The organism is Mycobacterium sp. SM3041 (assembly GCF_039668335.1).
Classification (GTDB): Bacteria; Actinomycetota; Actinomycetes; order Mycobacteriales; family Mycobacteriaceae; genus Mycobacterium.
Genome location: NZ_JAYXBQ010000044.1, coordinates 154,612 through 174,605, shown reverse-complemented (window position 1 = coordinate 174,605; position 19,994 = coordinate 154,612). Strand labels below are relative to the sequence as shown.

Annotated in this window: 19 protein-coding genes; 3 read left to right on the top strand and 16 right to left on the bottom strand. The window is 67.3% G+C overall.

Translation table 11 applies throughout. From position 1 onward, the window contains the following. Both VXD91_RS13020 and VXD91_RS13015 read right to left on the bottom strand, forming a co-directional pair. A complete protein-coding gene (locus VXD91_RS13020) occupies window positions 1-426 on the bottom strand; it encodes a tautomerase family protein (RefSeq protein ID WP_064858998.1) in 426 nt (141 codons plus the stop codon). Window positions 427-430: 4 nt separating this feature from the next. Continuing rightward, a complete protein-coding gene (locus VXD91_RS13015; protein ID WP_346415572.1) occupies window positions 431-1,129 on the bottom strand; it encodes an SDR family oxidoreductase in 699 nt (232 codons plus the stop codon). Window positions 1,130-1,219: 90 nt separating this feature from the next. Between VXD91_RS13015 and VXD91_RS13010 the strand changes: the two genes are divergently transcribed. Both VXD91_RS13010 and VXD91_RS13005 read left to right on the top strand, forming a co-directional pair. Beyond that, window positions 1,220-1,693, top strand: coding sequence for a helix-turn-helix domain-containing protein (locus VXD91_RS13010; RefSeq protein WP_064858996.1), 474 nt, complete (start codon window positions 1,220-1,222; stop codon window positions 1,691-1,693). 50 nt (window positions 1,694-1,743) lie between these two features. Continuing rightward, a complete protein-coding gene (locus VXD91_RS13005) occupies window positions 1,744-2,568 on the top strand; it encodes a thioesterase family protein (RefSeq protein WP_346415571.1) in 825 nt (274 codons plus the stop codon). On the opposite strand, the gene VXD91_RS13000 is transcribed toward VXD91_RS13005, so the two are convergent. From VXD91_RS13000 to yajC, 9 genes are all read right to left on the bottom strand, one after another. Further along, window positions 2,565-3,608, bottom strand: coding sequence for a secretion protein EccK (locus VXD91_RS13000; protein WP_131808742.1), 1,044 nt, complete (start codon window positions 3,606-3,608; stop codon window positions 2,565-2,567). The two genes, VXD91_RS13005 and VXD91_RS13000, sit on opposite strands and share 4 nt — an antisense overlap. A gap of 1,463 nt (window positions 3,609-5,071) precedes the next feature. Next, window positions 5,072-6,037: a hypothetical protein gene (locus VXD91_RS12995; RefSeq protein ID WP_346415570.1), complete on the bottom strand. Its 966-nt coding sequence runs from the start codon at window positions 6,035-6,037 to the stop codon at window positions 5,072-5,074. Between the two features lie 219 nt (window positions 6,038-6,256). Continuing rightward, window positions 6,257-7,003, bottom strand: a complete 747-nt coding sequence (locus tag VXD91_RS12990) for a hypothetical protein (RefSeq protein ID WP_346415569.1) — start codon at window positions 7,001-7,003, stop codon at window positions 6,257-6,259. 130 nt (window positions 7,004-7,133) lie between these two features. Further along, complete coding sequence (locus VXD91_RS12985; protein ID WP_212811621.1) at window positions 7,134-9,476, bottom strand: RelA/SpoT family protein; 2,343 nt, start codon at window positions 9,474-9,476, stop codon at window positions 7,134-7,136. A gap of 41 nt (window positions 9,477-9,517) precedes the next feature. Continuing rightward, a complete protein-coding gene (locus VXD91_RS12980; protein ID WP_318984456.1) occupies window positions 9,518-10,042 on the bottom strand; it encodes an adenine phosphoribosyltransferase in 525 nt (174 codons plus the stop codon). After that, on the bottom strand, window positions 10,039-11,685 hold the full coding sequence (locus VXD91_RS12975; RefSeq protein ID WP_346415568.1) for an ABC transporter substrate-binding protein: 1,647 nt from the start codon (window positions 11,683-11,685) through the stop codon (window positions 10,039-10,041). Before VXD91_RS12975 ends, VXD91_RS12980 begins: the two co-directional genes overlap by 4 nt. A 6-nt stretch (window positions 11,686-11,691) precedes the next feature. Beyond that, window positions 11,692-12,942 carry a protein translocase subunit SecF gene (secF, locus tag VXD91_RS12970; protein WP_346415567.1) on the bottom strand — a complete coding sequence of 417 codons (1,251 nt, stop codon included), beginning with the start codon at window positions 12,940-12,942 and terminating at the stop codon, window positions 11,692-11,694. 7 nt (window positions 12,943-12,949) lie between these two features. Then, a complete protein-coding gene (secD, locus tag VXD91_RS12965; protein WP_212811625.1) occupies window positions 12,950-14,827 on the bottom strand; it encodes a protein translocase subunit SecD in 1,878 nt (625 codons plus the stop codon). Window positions 14,828-14,892: 65 nt separating this feature from the next. Then, a complete protein-coding gene (gene yajC / locus VXD91_RS12960; protein ID WP_346415566.1) occupies window positions 14,893-15,219 on the bottom strand; it encodes a preprotein translocase subunit YajC in 327 nt (108 codons plus the stop codon). 273 nt (window positions 15,220-15,492) lie between these two features. On the opposite strand from yajC, the gene VXD91_RS12955 reads away from it, so the two are divergent. Beyond that, entirely contained in the window at window positions 15,493-16,557 is a 1,065-nt protein-coding gene (locus VXD91_RS12955; RefSeq protein WP_318984454.1) for a GGDEF domain-containing protein, read from the top strand. A 4-nt stretch (window positions 16,558-16,561) separates the two neighbouring features. On the opposite strand, the gene VXD91_RS12950 is transcribed toward VXD91_RS12955, so the two are convergent. From VXD91_RS12950 to ruvC, 5 genes are read right to left on the bottom strand one after another with little or no spacing between them, the layout of a single operon-like run. Beyond that, window positions 16,562-17,311 (bottom strand): transglycosylase SLT domain-containing protein, encoded by a 750-nt coding sequence (locus VXD91_RS12950; protein ID WP_318984619.1) that lies wholly within the window; start codon window positions 17,309-17,311, stop codon window positions 16,562-16,564. A gap of 32 nt (window positions 17,312-17,343) precedes the next feature. Then, the gene (locus tag VXD91_RS12945; protein WP_318984453.1) at window positions 17,344-17,730 is read right to left on the bottom strand and encodes a DUF1304 domain-containing protein; all 387 of its coding nucleotides are present in this window, start codon (window positions 17,728-17,730) and stop codon (window positions 17,344-17,346) included. Between the two features lie 5 nt (window positions 17,731-17,735). Then, the gene (ruvB, locus tag VXD91_RS12940; RefSeq protein ID WP_212811629.1) at window positions 17,736-18,794 is read right to left on the bottom strand and encodes a Holliday junction branch migration DNA helicase RuvB; all 1,059 of its coding nucleotides are present in this window, start codon (window positions 18,792-18,794) and stop codon (window positions 17,736-17,738) included. Then, entirely contained in the window at window positions 18,791-19,378 is a 588-nt protein-coding gene (gene ruvA / locus VXD91_RS12935; RefSeq protein WP_318984452.1) for a Holliday junction branch migration protein RuvA, read from the bottom strand. The genes ruvB and ruvA overlap by 4 nt, the downstream gene beginning before the upstream one ends. Further along, window positions 19,375-19,932 carry a crossover junction endodeoxyribonuclease RuvC gene (ruvC, locus tag VXD91_RS12930; RefSeq protein WP_212811631.1) on the bottom strand — a complete coding sequence of 186 codons (558 nt, stop codon included), beginning with the start codon at window positions 19,930-19,932 and terminating at the stop codon, window positions 19,375-19,377. The genes ruvA and ruvC overlap by 4 nt, the downstream gene beginning before the upstream one ends. Window positions 19,933-19,994 lie beyond the last annotated feature (62 nt).

Genomic DNA, 19,994 nt, shown 5'->3' with positions numbered 1-19,994 from the left:
TCAGTACGCGGACACCGCGTTGTCTGCGACCCAACGCTTTTCGGCGTCCGAGCCCATGGGCGGCGGGATCAAGCCGTTGATCATCCAGAGGTCCTCACTGGTCTCATCGACGTGAAACTCCCAGTGCGGGTTGTCCTGCGCTTCCAAATACGGATTGAGGATCGACTTGATCCAGTGGGCAATGCGGTGGCGATGGTCCTTGTCCGCGGCACGGCGGGCGATGTGGTCGATGACCACCCGCAGCCCGACGTCGGTCTGCTCACCACCGACATACAGGTCACCCGAACGAGTTTCGTTGAAGATGACCACGACGTAGAACCGCGGCAGTCCCGCCTTCTCGTAATGATCGGTGATGCTGCGCGCCAGCGCACGTTTGTCCTCGGCGGTGAAGAAGTCCGGCGTGTGGTGAATGGTCCACAGCGGCATGCCGTCAGACCGCCATCGCGAAGGTCAGGTTCTCCACCGGACCCGACAACGCCGACTTGACACCCACCGACACCTCATCGGCCAGGACCTCGACCGCACCCGCTTCCAGTCCGTCGATGATGCGGGTCGCGATGTCCACCGCCGTCGTCTTCGGACCCGGGATATCGGCGACCATGTCGGTCTCGATCAGCCCGGCGTGCACCCCGACCACCTGCGTGCCTTGTGCCGCCAGCTCGCCGCGCAGCGAGTTGGTGACCGACCAGATCGCGGCCTTCGAGGCGCCGTACGCCGCGCTGCCGGCGACCCAGGACAGTACCGAGTGCATGTTGACCAGGGCGCCGCCGTTGGCCGCCAGAATCGGTGCGAAGGCCCGAGCCACTCGCAGCGGCCCGAAGACGTTGATGTCGAAGGTCGCCTCGATATCGTCGAAACCGCCGGTCAGCAGCGAACCGGGCAGCAGGATGCCCGCGTTGTTGAAGATGATCTCGGCATCCGGCGCGAGCTCGGTGAACGCGGAAACCGATGCCTCCGAACGCACTTCGAGTTCGACCGGGACCACTTCGGGGCGCTCATCGGTGAACGACGACCGGCCTGTCGAATAGACCTTGCGCGCTCCCCTGGCCAGAAGTTCGTCGACGAGTGCGGCGCCCAGACCCCGCCGTCCGCCGGTCACCACGACCACCTTGCCTGCCACTGCGACCATCTGAGGCTCCCTTGCTGAATAACGATGACGTTACTAAGATGGAAGCACGGATATCTGAGTAACGCAAGCGTTATCCAAAAAGAGGGTGTGATGGAGTTCGAGGAAAGACTGCGCGACCGCCAGTGGTCGATCAAGGACGGCTGCTCGGTGGCCAAGCTGCTGGACCTGCTCAGCACCAAGACCGTTTTTCTCGCTGTCCGCGAAAGCCTTTTCGGTACAACACGATTCGAAGACTTCGTCGAGCGGATCGGAACGTCCGCACCCGCGGTGTCGCGCGCGCTCAAACAACTCGAGGCCGCACAACTGATGGTGCGGGTGCCCTATCAGGAGCCCGGCAAGCGGGCGCGGGACGAATACCGGCTGACCGAGGCCGGCGAAGACCTCCTGCCGGTGTACCTGGCGATGAGTCAGTGGGGCGACAAGCATCTACAGAAGGGCGGACGCGGTCCACTGTGCTTCGTCGACCGGGAGTCGGGCAACCGGGTTGGCGTGATCGTCACTGATGATCCAAATGCTGCCACCGTTTCCGCAGGTGACATCGAGATCCGGCTGAATCGGTCGTGAGCTTTGCCCATTCCGGAATCAGCAACCATTGCGTCACCGTTGGAGATGGAATGACAGCGCACCCCTTCACGGACCTCACCACCGTCACCGCGGTCGGAGACGGCACCTTCACCGCCACCATCGACCCGGTGTGGACGATCGGCCCGAAGGTGCATGGGGGCTGCATGATGGCGGTGTGTGCCGCGGCCGCGCAGCAGGCCATCGGTGCGGAATCCGACCTGGCACCCGTCGCCGTGAGCGCCAACTACCTGAACGCGCCGGACCCCGGCGAGGTGCAGCTGACGACAACGGTCCGCAAGCATGGACGCCAGGTCGCCCTGGTCGATGTCCAGTTGTCGCAGAACGGTCGCGCGGCGGTCAGTTGCGCGGTGACGCTCGGGCCGCTGGACGCCAAGCCGCCGCGCCACCAGGAATCGCTCGAGGTGTCCTACCTGCCGGTGGAACCACCTGCGGATGCCGTACCGGTGACCGGTGGCCACGCGGTCGGTGCGATCGTCCACGTGGCACAGGGCTGCGACTTCCTGCTCGACGCAGCCACACCGTTCCTGTCCGGCGAGGAAGGCGACCCCGTCAACCGAATGTGGTTGCGGCCCTTCGCCGATGACGAGGCCAACCCCGAGACCGCCCTGCTGTTCGCGCTGATGGCAGGCGACATCACTCCCCCGGTCACCATGAATCAGGGACACTTCGGCTGGACGCCCACCGTGCAGCTCACCACCTATGTGCGACGGCGGCCGGCGCCGGGATGGCTGCGGGTGCAAGCCAGTTCGACCGTGGTCGGCGAGACGTGGTTCGAGGAGGACCACGTCATCCTGGACTCCACCGGCCAGGTGGTCGTCCAGAGCCGGCAGCTCGCGATGCTGCCGCGCGGTTAGGCGCCCAGCTCAACCAGCTGGGCGTCACCCTGGATCGTCGAGAACTGTTGCCACCACACCCAATCGGTGATCGCTGCCCGCAGGTCGGCCGCGTACGGCGCGGTGTACGCGCGGTACAGCGCCGCCGACTCCTGCAGGCGGCCGTAGGCAGCCAGCTTCTCGAGGTGTGCCGTCCGATACGTCTCGCCCGTCGTCTGCATCAGCGGGCGGATCGATTCCATCCATGCCTTGCCGATAGCCGCGGGGTCCGGCGGGACCAGCTGAACCGGCTGCGGCGGCAACGCTTCATGCAGCTGCGCATCCGGCCACTCCGCGAGCTTCGCGGCGGCCTCGGGAGCGATGACCTCCAAGCGGGTGCGACCCTTCATCAGGCCGTCCGTCGGAATGTCCTCGGGCGGAATGACTCTCGTCTGGAGGCTGCCGGCGAACGGCTGCACTTCCTGTTCGGTGCCGATGATCACCTTGAGCGTCTTCTCATGGAAGGTGCACCACGCCTGCAGGGCGACGAACGGCTCGCGGACCCACCGGCCGCGCTGGCCGGCCGGGATGCGCTCGTCAGCGCTGACGAAGATCACCTGCGAGGGTAGGCACATGCCGTCCGGAATGAACGACACCCCATAGGAATTCGCGGCGATGATCTCGCCATCGGTCGTCACGCCGACCGCCCACACGAAGTTCCACGCCATCGCCGGGATCGACGGCGGCGCGTGCAACGCCGCCGCGATTCGCTCGGCGAACTGCACATCCGCGTCACCCGCGGACTTGCGCACCAGACCGGCCCGCGCCGCGGCAGCCATCGCGTCACGTTCGGCGCGCGCCGCCGTCACCGGGATCGGCGCCGCGGCAGCGGCGTTCTGCTGCTGGTTGGTCGACATCGGCGCGACGCCCGGACCACCCGGACCACCGGCACCTGCGCCGGGTTGCGCGACCGGCGCGGCCGGCGACGGCGTCGGTGCCGGCCCCAGCGGCGCGGCCGGTGCGGCGCCGGCGGGTGTGCCGGTTGGGGCAGCGGCACTTGCCGCGCCCGCTGCCTGGGTCACCGGCGCTGCACCCGCGCCGCCGGCGCCTGTCGCCGCCCCACTTGCAGCAGCCGGAGTGCCCGACCCTGCGCCCGTCTGGGTGGCGGGTTCGGGCGTCGTGAGTGGAACCGCATTCGCCGCCGCGGACAACGGCTGCGTCGGCAGTTGTCCGAATGGGTTCTTTGGAGTCTGCGGGCCTTGGGCTTGCTGACCGGTTGGCTGGCCTGTGCCTTGGCCAGCGCCTTGTCCAGTTCCTTGGCCTGTGCCCTGGCCGGTCGGGGTGCTTGGCGGGGCGCCGGAAGCTGAACTGGAAACCGACGACGCCGACGGCGCACCGGTCGTGGTTGCCCCTGAGGGAGTCGGACGCGAACCCGGTGACCCACCCATCGCTGCGTTGATGCCGCCTGGGGATGCCTCGTTCCCGCTAGGAGGAACCGCATCAGGAACATTTGTGGGCACCGCTCGAGGCGCGACTTTCCCGGGGGTGCCGCCGCCGGTATCGCCGGTGCGGTCGCCTTGGGCGGCCGGGGGTGGATTCGGGACCGCCTTGGTTGGTTGGATCCCACCGGCCCCGCCACTATCGCCCGCTGTATCCCCGTGGCCGGTGGCGGGCGGATTTTTCCCAGTGTTTGTCGACGTAGACCCACCGGCGCCGGCGCTATCTCCCGAAACTTCGCCGTGACCGCCACCTGCACTTGGGGCTCCACCTGGCAACCCAGCCGTCGGTACAGCACCAGGAGTCAGCACGTTTTGGGTCTGCGGTGGAGGTGGCGGCATCTCACCCTTGGCTCCGGGTGTACCCGGCGGAACACCCAGCTCCGTTGCTAGCCCGGTGGCGCATGCAGCCACAGCTTTCGTGTTCTCTGCAAGACCGGCAGCCGTCATCGCCTGGATCGATTTCAGGAAGGTCACAGCCGAGTTGATGAATGTGTTGGCGGCAGGCGCATCCCCCGATTGTGCCGCCGCGCAAGCGGCCACGAGCATTTGAAGGGCTGCCTTTGCGAATATTTGGCATACCTGCTCGGTAGCCTCTGCGGTCTGATTTACCGCGTTCTTGGTTTGAACCACCGCAGATTCGGCGCGAAATACTTTGCGGGCAGCCGCATATACCGCTTCGCACGCATCCCCATACGAACCAAGAACGCCCGTTGCTGCCGCCTCCGCAAGCCGGCTGGCCTCGCCCTCCCAGTCCGACAACTGCATCCGTTGGTGAGCGTGATGCGGAATCACCTCACCGTCGAGACGATCACCCAAGGACATCAGCCGCACAGCAATATCGTTCAGTGCATTCTCGTCAACGTCCGGGAACGCAGGACCTTCTACTGTCTTCGGGCCATAGTCGCCTGGGTGAAAACGTTCAATCGCCATGGGCCATCACCCTTACACCGCGGTAGTCCACCATCACGAAAAGCTCCTGGTCGGCAACTCTGCTTCGGTTCCCTGTTCGGAAAGCTGGACCAATTCCTGACACGTGCTGCCGATTCTCAACCAGCCGCGTACTTACAAGCTCCTAGCAGTACGCCAGGTGCCCTCTGACCTGCGGCATAGATATCTTGATCGCTAGGTTGATAAGTCTGTAAGGACTGGACGTACGTGCGCCGATACTGCACTCCGAGTTGAATGAAATCTTGAACTATTGGATTCGAACTGGTGCGGGCCAGTCTTTCCAATGAATCTGCAGTCGAGGTCATCACGGGTACGACGGCGTCCGTCAGCGCCTGCTGCTCCGGAGACCAATTGCCGACGGCGACCTGGGGGTCGGTGTTCACCCAGTTTTTGAACGCAGTACTCAGCAGCAATTGATCAAGAGTTGCAGAAATATCTGTACAGACAGGGTCGGGCGTACTCAACATGCGCTGCGGATTGGACAAATCCCCGATGGGAGCGACTGAACTTGGTGCAGCCGGTGATGGAGCCAAAGTCGCGCGAGCCACGGCCGAACCGGATGAAATGGCTGCACAAACAGCCATAATGGTGTTTTCCGCAGTCGATCCGGCGCGCGCAAGGTTGTCGTCACGAGCCGTGTAAGTTGGGATGCTATCCGCATAGGCACGCAGGTACGCCGTAAATTGCCCGTAGAGCTCACGCATGACCCGATGAGTGGTCATTTTGGCTAGTGGTACCGCCTGATCGGCGGCCTTACGCATGGCCTTTCCTACCGCCTCATATTGAGCTCGAATATCCGGTGTCCAGGACGAAGCCGGAATTGCTGGGTCGCGTTGTAGCCAACCTTTGTTCTCAACGTCGTACAGAGTGTTATTGATTGGCGCCCACGGCGCACACGACGGATCGTCGGTGATAATCCCGACGGGCCCGGTGTCGTTGGCGCTTGCGACGTCCGACGGTGCGGCTGAGGTCTTCGGGCCGCCGCCTCCATTGCTGTCACCGCTGTTCTTCGTGCACGACACTGCGACTACGGCCGTTACCGCGATCACCGCAACCAACGACACCGCCCCGATGGCCCACTTGGCGGCGCCGTTCTTCTGCGGCGGAACCGGGGCCGGCCACGGCTGCTGCGGGCCCCACTGCCCACCGGGACCAGGCTGACCTGGTCCTGGCTGGCCCGGCCAGCCACCCGGCTGCTGCGGCGGGGGCGCACCCCACGTCGGCGGTTGCGTCACAGATCGCCCTCCCTCAGAAACTCAACGCAAAACAGTCAAGACCGAAAATTACACATCGACCGCAGGGTTTGCGGCGTGGCGCCCCGACCGCGGCGCAGGCGCGGAAGGCGGTACCGGTGCGGACGGGCCGCTGCTGGGCCCGGCAGCCGCGTGCTTCTTGGCGGCCTCGGGGTCCTTCTTTTCCTCGGGCTTCTCGTCCCGCTTCTCCTCGCGGGCCTTCTCGTCGCCCGGCTTGCGCTCTTCCGGCTTGAGCTGTTGACCGGCGGCACCACCGACTCCCCCGGCACCTGCGTCTCCCGGCTTGGCCCCGTCTTTACCGGCCTGCCCGGCGAGCTGCTGGACCTGCTGTCCGATCTGCTGGGCGGCCTGCATCGCGGTCTGCGGAACCGAGCCGAGTGCCTGCATGGCCTGCGCGGGCGCCTGGAAGGCCTGCATCGCCATGCCCATCATCTGGCCAAATTGGCCCATTCCACCGTCGGCACCGCCGCCAACTTTGCCCGCGGCGGATGCGGGATTGAGGCTGTCGCCGGCGGCCTTCTGGATCGTCTGCCCGCCGGCATCGTCAGCGTTCTGATAAGCGCTCTTGGCCGACGAGACCTTGCCCGCAAAGGCCTGATCTTCCGCCTGCGCAGCGGCGACCTTCTCGTTGGCGCCGTCGACCAATCCTGGGATATACGACGAGAGCATCAAGCTGACCGGATCACCGTGCGCAGGAAGATGCACCCAACCCAGGGGCGGCACCGAAGCCGCCGACCACGACATCGTCTCCAGGTCGATCTTCAACTCACCGCTCAACGCGTCCACCCCCACATCTGGACAGTCCCGCATCTGAGATTACCCGCACCACCAACCCCAGTCCTGCACCAATCTTGCGCAGCGCTGGGTGCGAGTTTGCTCAAGTCACGAGCGACAGCGGAAAAGCGCGCTAGGCGGCCGAAGTCACGCGGTAGACGTCGTACACGCCTTCGACGTTGCGCACCACGTTCAGCACGTGGCCCAAGTGCTTCGGATCGCCCATTTCAAAAGTGAAGCGGCTGATCGCAACTCGATCGTTGGACGTGGTGACCGACGCCGAAAGGATGTTGACCTTCTCGTCGGCCAGCACCCGGGTGACGTCGGACAGCAGACGGTGCCGGTCCAGCGCCTCGACCTGAATGGCCACCAGGAACACCGACGACGGCGACGGCGCCCACTTCACGTCGATGATGCGCTCGGCCTGCTGCTGCAGCGACGCGGCATTGGTGCAGTCGGTCCGGTGCACGCTGACGCCACCGCCGCGGGTCACGAACCCCATAATGTTGTCGCCGGGCACCGGCGTGCAGCACTTGGCGAGCTTGCAGAGCACCCCGGGTGCACCCGGAACCGCTACGCCCACATCGTCATTCGTGCGGCGCCGCACCGGCATGGTGGCCGGCGTCGACCGTTCGGCGATCTCGTCGGCCGCGTCGTCGTCACCACCGAGCGTGGCCACCAACCGCTGCACGACGTGCCGGGCCGAGACATGTCCCTCACCGACGGCGGTGTACAACGCCGAGACGTCCGCGTAGCGAAGTTCGCGCGCGAGCGCGGCCATCAGTTCGGCGTTCATCAACCGCTGCAACGGCATTCCGCCGCGGCGCACCTCGCGGGCGATGGCGTCCTTGCCGGTCTCCAGCGCCTCTTCACGCCGCTCTTTGGCGAACCACTGCCGAATCTTGGCCTTGGCCCGCGGCGACACCACGAACGTCTGCCAGTCACGCGACGGGCCGGCGTTCTGGGCCTTGGAGGTGAAAACCTCGACCACTTCACCGTTTTCGAGCTTGCGCTCCAGCGCCACCAGGCGGCCGTTGACGCGGGCGCCGATACAGCGGTGCCCGACCTCGGTGTGCACCGCGTACGCGAAGTCGACGGGTGTGGAACCGGCCGGCAGCGTGATCACGTCACCCTTGGGCGTGAACACGAAGATCTCCTGCACGGCAAGGTCGTAACGCAGCGACTCGAGGAACTCGCCCGGGTCGGCCGCCTCACGCTGCCAGTCGAGCAGCTGGCGCATCCATGCCATGTCGTCGATCTCGGTGGCGTGTCCGCCCGCGGGTAACCCGTTGCGGCCCTTGGCTTCCTTGTACCGCCAGTGTGCGGCGATGCCGTACTCGGCGGTGCGGTGCATGTCGATGGTGCGGATCTGCACCTCCAGTGGCTTGCCCTCCGGGCCGACGACCGTCGTGTGCAACGACTGGTAGACACCGAAGCGCGGCTGCGCGATGTAGTCCTTGAACCGCCCGGCCATCGGCTGCCACAGCGAGTGCACGACGCCGACCGCGGCGTAACAGTCGCGGATCTCGTCGCAGAGAATGCGGACACCGACCAGGTCGTGGATGTCGTCGAAGTCGCGGCCCTTGACGATCATCTTCTGGTAGATGGACCAGTAGTGCTTCGGCCGGCCTTCAACGGTCGCGTTGATCTTCATGGCCTGCAGCGAATTGGCGATCTCGGCACGCACCTTGGCCAGGTAGGTGTCACGCGACGGCGCCCGGTCGGCGACCAGCCGCACGATCTCCTCGTACCGCTTGGGGTGCAGGATCGCGAAGGACAGGTCCTCAAGCTCCCACTTGACGGTCGCCATACCGAGCCGATGGGCAAGCGGCGCAATCACTTCGAGCGTCTCGCGCGCCTTGCGGGCCTGCTTCTCCGGCGGCAGGAACCGCATGGTGCGCATGTTGTGCAGCCGGTCGGCGACCTTGATCACCAGCACGCGGGGATCGCGCGCCATGGCGATGATCATCTTGCGGATGGTCTCGGCCTCTGCCGCCGAGCCCAGCACCACTTTGTCCAGCTTGGTGACGCCGTCGACCAGATGACCGACCTCGGTGCCGAACTCGGCGGTGAGCGCCTCGAGCGTGTAGCCGGTGTCCTCGACGGTGTCGTGCAGCAGCGCGGCGACGAGCGTCGTGGTGTCCATGCCGAGCTCGGCCAGGATGTTGGCGACAGCCAGCGGATGGGTGATGTACGGATCACCGGACTTGCGCAACTGCGGCGCGTGCCGCTCCTCGGCAATCTCGTAAGCGCGCTGCAGGATCGCCAGATCGGCCTTGGGGTAGTACTCGCGGTGCACCGCGACGAGCGGCTCGAGGACGGGATTGACCAGGCTGCGCTGGGCGGTCATACGGCGGGCGAGCCGGGCACGGACACGGCGGGACGCGCTGACGGTGCCCTTGGCCGCTTCCAGTGACGCCGCCTGCGGCGGCTCGGGCGGCGCCGACTGGACCTGCGTCACCTTGTCGTCAGCCAACGCCGCACACCTCCTACACCTGGTTTGTCGAGGATAGCCCCTCAGACGACGTACAGGCTCGTGACCGGCAGCGGTTCCAGCACAGCGCGTCCACCGAGGCCGTTCAGTTCGAGTACGACCGCGGCCGCGGTCACCGTCGCACCTGCCGCCTGCAGCAGCCGGACCGTCGCAGCAACCGTTCCGCCGGTGGCGAGCACGTCGTCTATCACGACAACGCGCCGGCCGGTCAGATCGATCCCATCGGCGGGAATCTCCAGCGTGGCGGTGCCGTACTCCAGCGCGTAGGACTGGCTGTGCACCGGCGGCGGCAACTTCCCGCCCTTGCGGACCGCGAGAACTCCGGTACCCAACCGGGTCGCGACGGCGGCACCCAGCAGGAACCCGCGTGCATCGATACCGGCAACCAGATCCACACCGTCGGCGGCCTCAGCCAGTGCGGCCGTCACCGCGGCAAGCCCGCGGCCGTCGGCGAGCAACGGCGTCAGATCCTTGAACTGGATGCCCGGCTCCGGAAAGTCCGGCACCTCACGGACCAGCTCGGTGAAGAGTGCGTTGAGATCGGTCACTTGCTCCCCCAGCGGTCCATGTTCCAGCCGGCGCCCCACCGCGTGGGGTTGGCGCGCACGAGCGTCAGGTCTTTCGCCACCAGCAGGGTCCGCTGCTGGCGGTACAGCGGCAGCGTCGGCAGGTCGCCCCACAGCACCCCGGCTCCCTCACCGAGCAGGCGCGCCTGTTCCTTGGGGTCGGTGGTCACGGCCAGGGCGGCGATGACGCCGTCGACGCGTTCGTTGGCGTAACCCGACAGGTCGTTGCCGTTGCCGCTGTGCAGGGCGTACGAATCCACCACCGACGAACCGCTGGAACCACTGCCCGCGGCTCCCCCGCCACCGGACAGGAGCACGTCGATGTCGTTGGCGCGCAAGCTTTGTGCACCGACCGCCGGCGACGCGACCTCCTGCACGGTGATGCCCGCGGCGGCGCACGACTTGGTGATCGCGGCGACCACCGAGGCCAGCCGGGCATCCGGCCCGCGATACCCCATCCGCACGGTCAGGGGCTGGCCGCCCGCCGCGGCGCGCGCCCCATCCACGTCGGCGGCGGCGAACTGCCCACTGGCGTCGACGTTTTCGGCCACCGCGAGGGAATCATCCGACGCCGTATTCAGCCGGGCATTGCTGACGTAGACGCCGACCGCGGCGGCGATCGCGTCCCGCGGCGTACACAGCGCGACGGCGCGGCGCGCGGCCGGATCGGCCAGCACCCCCTGGGCCGCGAAGATCAGCTGCTGAATGTCGTCGGACGCGCTGTCCCTGCGCACGTAGCTCGACGGCACATCGTCCTTGCCGACCACGCCGGCGGCGATGTCGACGACCTCGGCCTTGCCGGACTTGATCCGGCTCGCGATGTCGGCGCCCCGCGGCGCCACCGTGATCTTGCCGATCACCGGCTTGGCGCCCCACCATTTGTCATTGGCCGCCAACGTGATCGAGCCGTCCTTGGCCACCGATGAGAGCTTGTAGGGGCCGGCCGAGGGGAACTTCTTGAGGTCCGTGTCGGGCTTCAGATCCCAGGTGGTGTTCCAGGCGTCGGCGATCTTGTCGATGGTCGGGGCGTCACCGCTCTGCAGTGCCTTCGTCACGCCGCCGTCGCCGAGACCGAGCGCGTCGTCCAGCACGTGCGCCGGCAGCATCGACGTCGCCGCGAACAGCTGGCCGTAGTCGGTGATGTCGCGGTCGCGGACGAACGTCACCCTGGCGCGCTTCTGCCCCGGGGTGCAGTCGACGACCGCGATGTCGCTGTAGCCGGCGCGGCTGGCCGCGTCGAACGCCGGGAACTGCCCCGACTGTGCGGCCCAGGCCAGCACCATGTCGTCACACGTGACCGGCTTGCCGTCGGAGTAGACGGCGCTGTCGTTGATCTTGTAGTCGAGCGTCAGCGGCGCCCGGCCCATCACCGAAACGGTGCCGAAGTCGCGATCGGCGACCACCTGCCCGTCGGGCCCGCGATAGTTGAACCCCGTCTGCACCCGCGAAAATGCTTGCGGCGCACCCGAAGCCGCGCCGACGACCGACGCGGTGTTGTAGGTGGGCAGTGCGCCGTCGACGATGTAGTCGACGGCGTCGGCCGAACTGTCACAACCGGACAGGCCGAAACCGGCCACCAACATCACCGCACCGGCCAAGGCGGTTCGGCGGAACCGGGCGGGCATCGAGGGCTAGCCCCGGGCGCGCTTACCCGACGGCTTACCGGTGGGCCGCAACGGCTTGGCCCCCGGCGCCGGCTTTTCCGGTGCGTTCACCGCACCGACGGCGACCTCGTCGCCACCGGTGACGCCGCGCTCGATCGACGACTTGCGGCGGTTGAGCACCCGGCGGGTGTGGTTCTTCACCAGGTCGGTGCGCTCGCGCATCGACACCAGCAGCGGGGTGGCGAAGAAGATCGACGAGTAGGTACCGACGATGACACCGACCAGCTGGACCAGGGCCAGGTCCTTGAGCGTGCCCACGCCCAGGAGCCACACCGCGACCACCATCAGCGAGATGATCGGCAGCGCCGAGATGAGGCTGGTGTTGATGGACCGCATGAAGGTCTGGTTGACCGCCAGGTTGGCCTGCTCGGCGAACGTCCGGCGGGTGGTGTGCTCGAAGCCGTGGGTGTTCTCCTCGACCTTGTCGAACACGATCACGGTGTCGTAGAGCGAGAAGCCGAGGATGGTCAACAGACCGATGACGGTGGCCGGCGTGACCTCGAACCCGACGAGCGAGTACACACCCGCCGTGCTGAGCAGGTCGAAGGCCAGCGAGGCCAGCGCGGCCAGCGCCATGTATCGCTCGTAGCGGATGGTGATGTAGATCGAGACGATGACGATGAACACCACCAGCGCGATCAGCGCCTTCTTGGTGATCTGATCACCCCAGGTCGACGACACCGCCGAATCGCTGATGACGGCCTTGGACGCCTTGCCGTCCTCGCCCTTCGGCTGGAATGCGTCGAAGAGGGCGTTGCGCACCTTCTCGGTGTCCGCCGTCGACAGGGTCTCCGTGCGGATCTGCAGGGTGGCCGAGTCGCCGTTGCCGACGCGCACCACCGACTCGGGGGCATGGCCGAGCGTCTTGTTGAAGACGTCCTCGACAGCCTGCGGAGTGGCAGTGGTGGACACACCCGCCACCGGCATCGCGATCTTGGTTCCGCCCTCGAAATCGATACCGAAGTTGAAACCGCGGATCAGGATGCTGGCGATCATGACCAGCATGATCACGCCGCTGATCGCGTACCACATACGACGCTTGCCGATGACCTCGAATGCACCGGTACCGGTGTAGAGGCGGACGAAGAATCCGTGCTGCGGCAGGCTGCCGCCCGGCTCGGTGGCGGTGGTCTCCTCGACCCCGGTGGCCGAATCCTCCTCGGCCGCAGCCGATTCGGTCAGCTCCAGGTCGGTGTCGTCAGTTGAGTGCTTCGACATGTCGGTGTTACCCCTGTCCCGTCAGGCTGGCCGCTCGCCGCTCGCGCGCAATCTGCTGCACGGCGCCGAGACCGTTGTACGCAGGCTTGGCCATCCGCGCCGACTTCGACGCCAGGAAGACCAGCGGCCACGTCACCAGGAACACCACCACGATGTCGAGGATCGTGGTCAGGCCCAGGGTGAACGCGAAGCCCTTCACCTGTCCGACAGCCAGGATGTACAGCACCAGGGCAGCCAGGAAGGTGACCGCGTTACCCGAGACGATGGTCTTGCGGGCGCGTGCCCAACCACGTGGCACGGCCGAGCGGAAACTGCGTCCCTCTCGGATCTCGTCCTTGATGCGTTCGAAGAACACCACGAACGAGTCGGCGGTCGTACCGATACCGATGATCAGACCCGCGATACCCGCCAGGTCCAGCGTGTAGTTGATGTACCGGCCCAGGAGCACCAGGATCGCGAACACCATGGCGCCCGACGCGACCAGCGACAGCGCGGTGAGCAGGCCGAGGACCCGGTAGTAGGCCAGCGAGTAGAGCAGCACCAGACCGAGACCGATCAGACCGGCCCACAAGCCGGCGCGCAGCGACGTCAGGCCCAGCGTGGCCGACACCGTCTCCGCCTCCGACGACTCGAACGACAGCGGCAGCGAGCCGTACTTCAGCACGTTGGCCAGGTCTTTCGCCGTCGAGGCGTTGAAGTGGCCGGTGATCTGCGTGCGGCCGCCCGGGATCGCCTCCTGGATGGCCGGCGCGCTGACGACCTGGGAGTCGAGCACGAACGCGGTCTGGGTGCCGATGTTCTTGGCAGTGAAGTCGGCCCACACCTCGGCGGCCTTCTCCTTGAACGTGACGTCGACGACGTACTCGCCCTGCTGCTGGTTCAGACCGGACGACGCGTCCTTGATCTCGTCACCGCTGATGATCGACTTGTCCAGCAGGTAGACCTCTTTGTGGTCCTTGGAGCAGGTCACCAGCGGCAGGTTCGGGTCGTCGTTGCCGGCCAGCACGTCCTGCTGGTCGCAGCGGGTGGCCTGGAACTGCAGAGCCAGCAGCTGGATCTGCGGCTGCGTGCTCTGACGCAGGGCCTTCTCGTCGGCGATGCGCTGGGCCAGTTCGGCCTTGGGGCCGTGCGCTCCCGGCGCGGGCGCGGGGGCACCCGGTGCGGGGACGCCCGGTGCGCCCGGGGCCGGAGCGGCGGGGGCACCCGGTTCAGGTGCACCCGGAGCGGCAGGTGCCGGCGGGGCAGGCGTGGCCGAGGTGTCCGACGGCGCCGGGGTCGGCTCCTCCGGGAAGGGCCGCGGCTGCGGGGCCGGGGCGGGTGCCGGCTCGGTCGAGGCCGGGTGCGCGGGCATGCCCGGCGTCGGCGGGACGACCGGGGCCTCCGGCTCGGCGGGCGCGATCAGCGGCGGCATACCGGGCATGCCGGGCAGACCACCGGGCCCGCCGGGGATGCCACCGGGAGCCGGAGCAGCCGGCGCGGCGGGCTTCGCGGGCTGCGCGCCCTGCGCCGGGATGACGTGCACGACGGGCCGGATGTACAGCCGCGCGGTCTGGCCCAGGTTGCGGGCCTCGCTGCCGTCCTGGCCGGGCACCGTGATGATCAGGTTCGAACCGTCGATCACAACCTCGGAACCCGAGACACCGAGGCCGTTCACACGGGCGCCGATGATCTCCTGGGCCTGGATCAGCGCCTCGCGGGTCGGCGTCGAGCCGTCAGGGGTACGTGCAGTCAGGGTGACCCGGGTACCGCCCTGCAGGTCGATGCCCAGCTTGGGCTTGGCCTGCTTGTCGCCGGTGAGAAACACCAGAAGGTAGGCGCCGATCAGCAGCGCCAGGAACAACGACAAATAGCGGTATGGGTGCACCGGCGCCGAAGACGATGCCACGGTTCTAGGGTCTCCTTGAGATCGGTACGTCAGCCCCGCAAAGGGTACGTGTTGGAGCGGGAATGTCAGCCTTCGGTCTTCGGCGCGCCCTCTTCGACGGCAGCCGAGGTCACGTCCTCAGCGGCGGCCTCGGTCTCGGGCTCGATGCGGTCGCGCACGGCGAGCTTCATCCAGATGGTGACGACGCCGGGAGCGATCTCCAGATCCACGTTGTCGTCGTCGATCCGGGCGATGGTGCCTTGCAGACCGGACGTGGTGTGCACGCGGTCGCCCACCTTCAGCGAGTTGTGCAGGTCGATCGTGGCCTGCATCTGCTTCCGCTGCCGCCGCGACGCGAAGAACATGAAGGCACCCATGACCAGGAGCAGCGGCAGGAAGACGACCAAATCCATGACAGCGAAAATCTTTCGTTCTGTTGAGTCTGTGAACAGGCAAGCGGGCCGGACCAGCCGTACGCCGTGCCGCGGTAGAGACCAGTGTGCCATCAAGGGCGTCAACGCCGACCACCACACCGCGTGCGATTCCACGACCCATCAAGCGGGACATCGCACTAGCAATTATTTTCGCGAAAGTAAGATGGGAATTTCGTGCGGATAAGCCTCTACGCCGTGCAATCCAGTTAACAATGCGCTAGCTTTTCCCGGGTGTGAGGGAGGTTCGGGACGTTGGCCTGGCAGCGAATTCGGCAATGGTGGCACCGGCCCGACCACTATGAATGGCTGTCCGCGTACATCGAGAACCGTGGCCTGCAGCCCTACACCCGCATCATCGTCGGACTGATCGTCCTCAGTGGCGGCGCGGTCGGCCTCGCGACGATCTGGAGTCCGTCCGGCCCGGCGACCGTCTTCTCCGTCGCGGTGCCGGTCGTCGCCGGTGTCGTCGCCATCGGGTGCTCGATCGTGTGGCTGACGCGCTGGCCGCGCCGGCGCCAGTCCACCGTGATCGTGATCCTGCTGCAGTTCTGTATCGCCGGCGTGTGTCTGGTGCAGCGCGACCCCAAGGCGGCGGCTCTGGGCGGCTTTGTGTTCGCGCTGCTCGCCGCGTACGTGGCGTCCTTCCACACGTCCAAATACCTGGCGTCGGTGGCCGTGACCGCCATCCTGACCGCCGCGACCTGCGGGGTCCGACTGGCGGAGCAAGGCGATCCGCAGCTGGCTGCCGCAGTGTTCGTCGGGCTCGTCGCCAACACGCTGCTGCTCCCGCTCGCCGTGCATGTGCTGGTGATGCTGCTGGGCGACGACTCCGCCGTGGCCCACCTGGACCCACTGACGCAATTGCCCAATCGCCGCGGTTTCGAACAGGCCATCCGCCCGCTGCTCGCCGGTCCCCACGCCGAATCCGAGATCAGCGTCATCCTCCTGGACCTGGACGACTTCAAACGCATCAACGACACGCTCGGGCACGCCGTCGGCGACCGGGTTCTGATGGACGTCGCCGGGGCCATCATGAACGCCCTGCCCAAAGGTGCGGTCGCGGCTCGGATCGGCGGCGAGGAGTTCGTCATCGCCATCCGTGGCAATCAGGCCACTGCCCTGCGCTTCACCGAGCGGCTACGCCGGAGCATCGCCACGAAGCCGTGGTACATGACGGCGAGCTTCGGGATCGCCCACGCGCCGGCCGGCAGCCGGCCGGTCATGGACCAGCTCCTGGCGTCGGCCGACCACGCCATGTATGTCGCCAAACGCGCCGGCGGCGATCAGGTGAGCACGCACCTGCTGTCACATCACTGACGGCTCAGGCCGAATAGCCGACCGGCAGCAACACGTCGCCCGATGTGGTCCGGAAGTAGACCTGCCATTGGTAGTAGCCCGCGAACGCGGCGGGATCGGCAGCCAGCACTGCCGCATAGTCGTTGACGGCACGGACATACGCGCCGGAATGGTTGTAGTGGTGCAGGGCGCCGTCATGGTCGGTGGCGAAACCGTTGGCCGCCAGATAGCGGCCCGCCGCGAGAATCGAATCGCGCGGCGAACGGATGTCACCGGAGCCGTACGCGGCGAACGTCGACGGCAGGAACTGCATGGGCCCCTGTGCCCCGGCCGTGCTGTCGCCGTTGATCCGGCCGAACCGCGACTCGATCAGGTTGATCGCCGCCAGGTACGTCCAGTCGACCCCGGATGCCGCCTGCGCCTCGCGGTAGTAGCCGAGCAGTTCGTCGGCGGGCGCCGGCGGCTGGATGGTCCACGGCGGGAGGTTGTCGCGCGGAGGTGTCATCCCGGCCAGCTGCCGGCCGGCGTCGACGTTGCGGCCGTACGCCGCGGCCAGTGCCGGCGGGATGCGCGGCGCGATGACCGCATCCCACTCCGGATGCCTGGCGATCTCGCGATAGGCGACCTGCTGCCGGTGCGCAGCGTCGATCAACGCGGGCTCCGGCGTCGCCGGATCCCGCACGGCCTGCTCGTCGGCGACGAGCGTGTCGGCCAGCTGCACCGGGTCGGGAGGCGGATCCGCGGCGGACGTGCCGCCACCGGTGAAGGCCAACACGACGGCGGCAGCGACGGTCGCGCAGCGACGAATCACCCCAGCGATCCGATCAACAACGCGACGATGCCGAGCACCGGGAAGATGCCCTGCGTGATGGCGGCCCGCGCTTTCTCCGGGGACGACAGCAACAGCACCAGCGCTGCGGCGGCCATCGACCCGATGCCGGCGAAGATCAGCGCCAGCCCGACCGCGTTACATCCCAAGATGATCGCCGCGATACCGACGGCGGTGACGATCGCCAGGAACAGGTTGTAGAACCCCTGGTTGAACGCCAGCTCCTTGGTGTCCACCGCCTGTTGCTCGGTGAGCCCGAAGGTGGCTCGGGTCCGCGGCGAAGTCCAGGTGAGCGACTCCATCACGAAGATGTACACGTGCAGCAGCGCGGCGAGGCCGGCAACGATCAACCCTGCGGTCAGCATGGGTCCTATTCAAACAGCCCGGCCTGTCCAAGTCCGTTTATCGGCGGTTGCAGGCCCAGGTGCGTCCACGCCTGCGGCGTCGCCACGCGCCCCCGCGGCGTCCGGGCGATCATCCCGGCCCGCACCAGGAACGGCTCGCACACCTCCTCGACGGTGGTGGCCTCCTCCCCGACCGCGACCGCCAGCGTCGAGACCCCGACCGGGCCGCCCCCGAAACTCTTTGTCAGCGCGGTCAATACGGCCCGGTCCAGCCGGTCCAGGCCGAGCTCGTCGACGTCATAGACGGCGAGTGCGGCCTTGGCCACGTCGCGGGTGATGACGCCGTCGGCACGGACCTCGGCATAGTCCCGGACCCGGCGCAGCAGCCGGTTCGCGATACGGGGCGTGCCGCGGGACCGCCGAGCCACTTCGGCACCGGCTTCGGCACCGAGTTCGATGCCGAGGATGCCGGCCGACCGGGCGAGCACCCGCTCCAGCTCGGGCGGTTCGTAGAAGTCCATGTGTGCCGTGAACCCGAACCGGTCACGCAACGGGCCGGTCAGTGCGCCCGACCTTGTCGTCGCCCCGACCAGGGTGAACGGCGCGACCTCCAGCGGAATCGACGTCGCGCCGGGTCCCTTACCGACCACCACGTCGACCCGGAAGTCCTCCATGGCGAGGTACAGCATCTCTTCGGCGGGCCGGGCGATGCGATGGATTTCGTCGATGAACAAAACGTCGCCCTCGACCAGGTTGCTGAGCATGGCGGCCAGGTCGCCGGCGCGCTCCAGCGCAGGCCCGGAGGTGACACGCAGCGACGACCCCAGCTCGGCGGCGATGATCATGGCCAGCGACGTCTTGCCCAGACCGGGCGGGCCGGACAGCAGGATGTGGTCGGGGGTACCGCCGCGGTTCTTGGCGCCTTCGAGCACCAGCTGCAGCTGCTCGCGGACCCGGGGCTGGCCGATGAACTCGCGTAGCGATTTGGGCCGCAGGCTGGCGTCGACGTCGCCCTCGCCGACAGTGAGTGCGGGCGAGACGTCCCGCTCGTCGGGCTCGGTGCCCTCGTCCTCGAACCGGCTCACTTCTTACCCAGCATCGACAGGGCCGACCGCAGCGCGGTGGCGGTGTTGGCGTCCGGATCGTTGGCCAGCACCTTGTCGGTGGCCTCTTCGGCCTGCTTGGCCGGAAAGCCAAGTCCGACAAGGGCTTCCACGACGGGACCGCGAATGGAGTGGCCACCGGCGACGCCCGCTCCGGCACCCGTCGTCGCACCGATCTTGTCGCGCAGTTCCAGGACCATGCGTTCGGCGCCGCGCTTGCCGATGCCCGGCACCCGGGTGAGAGCGGTGACGTCGCCGTCGGCCAGCGCCTGCCGCAGGGTCGGGGCGTCGTAGACCGCGAGGGTCGCCAGCGCGATCTTGGGGCCGACGCCCGAGACGCCGAGCAGCGTGTTGAACAGGTCGCGGGCGTCGGAGTCGGCGAAGCCGTACAGGGTCTGCGAATCCTCGCGCACGATCATGGCGGTGATCAGCCGTGACTCGGTGCCGCGGCGCAGCGTGGACAGCGTCGCGGGGGTGGCCATGATCTTGTAGCCGACACCGGCGGCCTCGATCACCGCGTGATCGAGCGCGATGTCGATGACCTCGCCACGGACCGATGCGATCATGCGCGCGCCGCCTTCACCTTCGCTGCGTACTGCTTCTTGAACTCCGCGGCCTTGGCCTCCGCCGCGGCCATCCGGGCGATCATGGGCGCCCGCCAGCAGTGGCAGATGGCCAGCGCGAGCGCGTCAGCCGCGTCGGCCGGAGTCGGTTTCTGTTGCAGCCCAAGAATTTTGGTGACCATGGTGGTGACCTGAGCCTTGTCCGCACGACCGTTTCCGGTGACCGCGGCCTTCACCTCACTGGGCGTGTGGAAGTACACGTCGATGCCCCGGCGCGCCGCCGCCAGCGCGATGACGCCGCCGGCCTGTGCAGTGCCCATGGCGGTGTTGGCGTTCTGGTTGGCGAAGACCCGCTCGATGGCGATGACGTCGGGACGATGCGTGTCCATCCAGTGCTCGACGGTGTCGCTGATGGTCAGCAGCCGCCGCTGCAGTTCGACGTCGGACGGGGTGCGCACCACGTCGACATCGAGCGCGGTCACCTTGCGCCCCGTGCCTCCCTCGATCATCGAGAGACCACAGCGCGTCAGACCAGGGTCGACGCCCATCACCCGCACGCCCACTCCTCACTAGGTCCCGAACAGCTGTTCGATAGCTTAGCGGGCGGTGGCGACAGGTT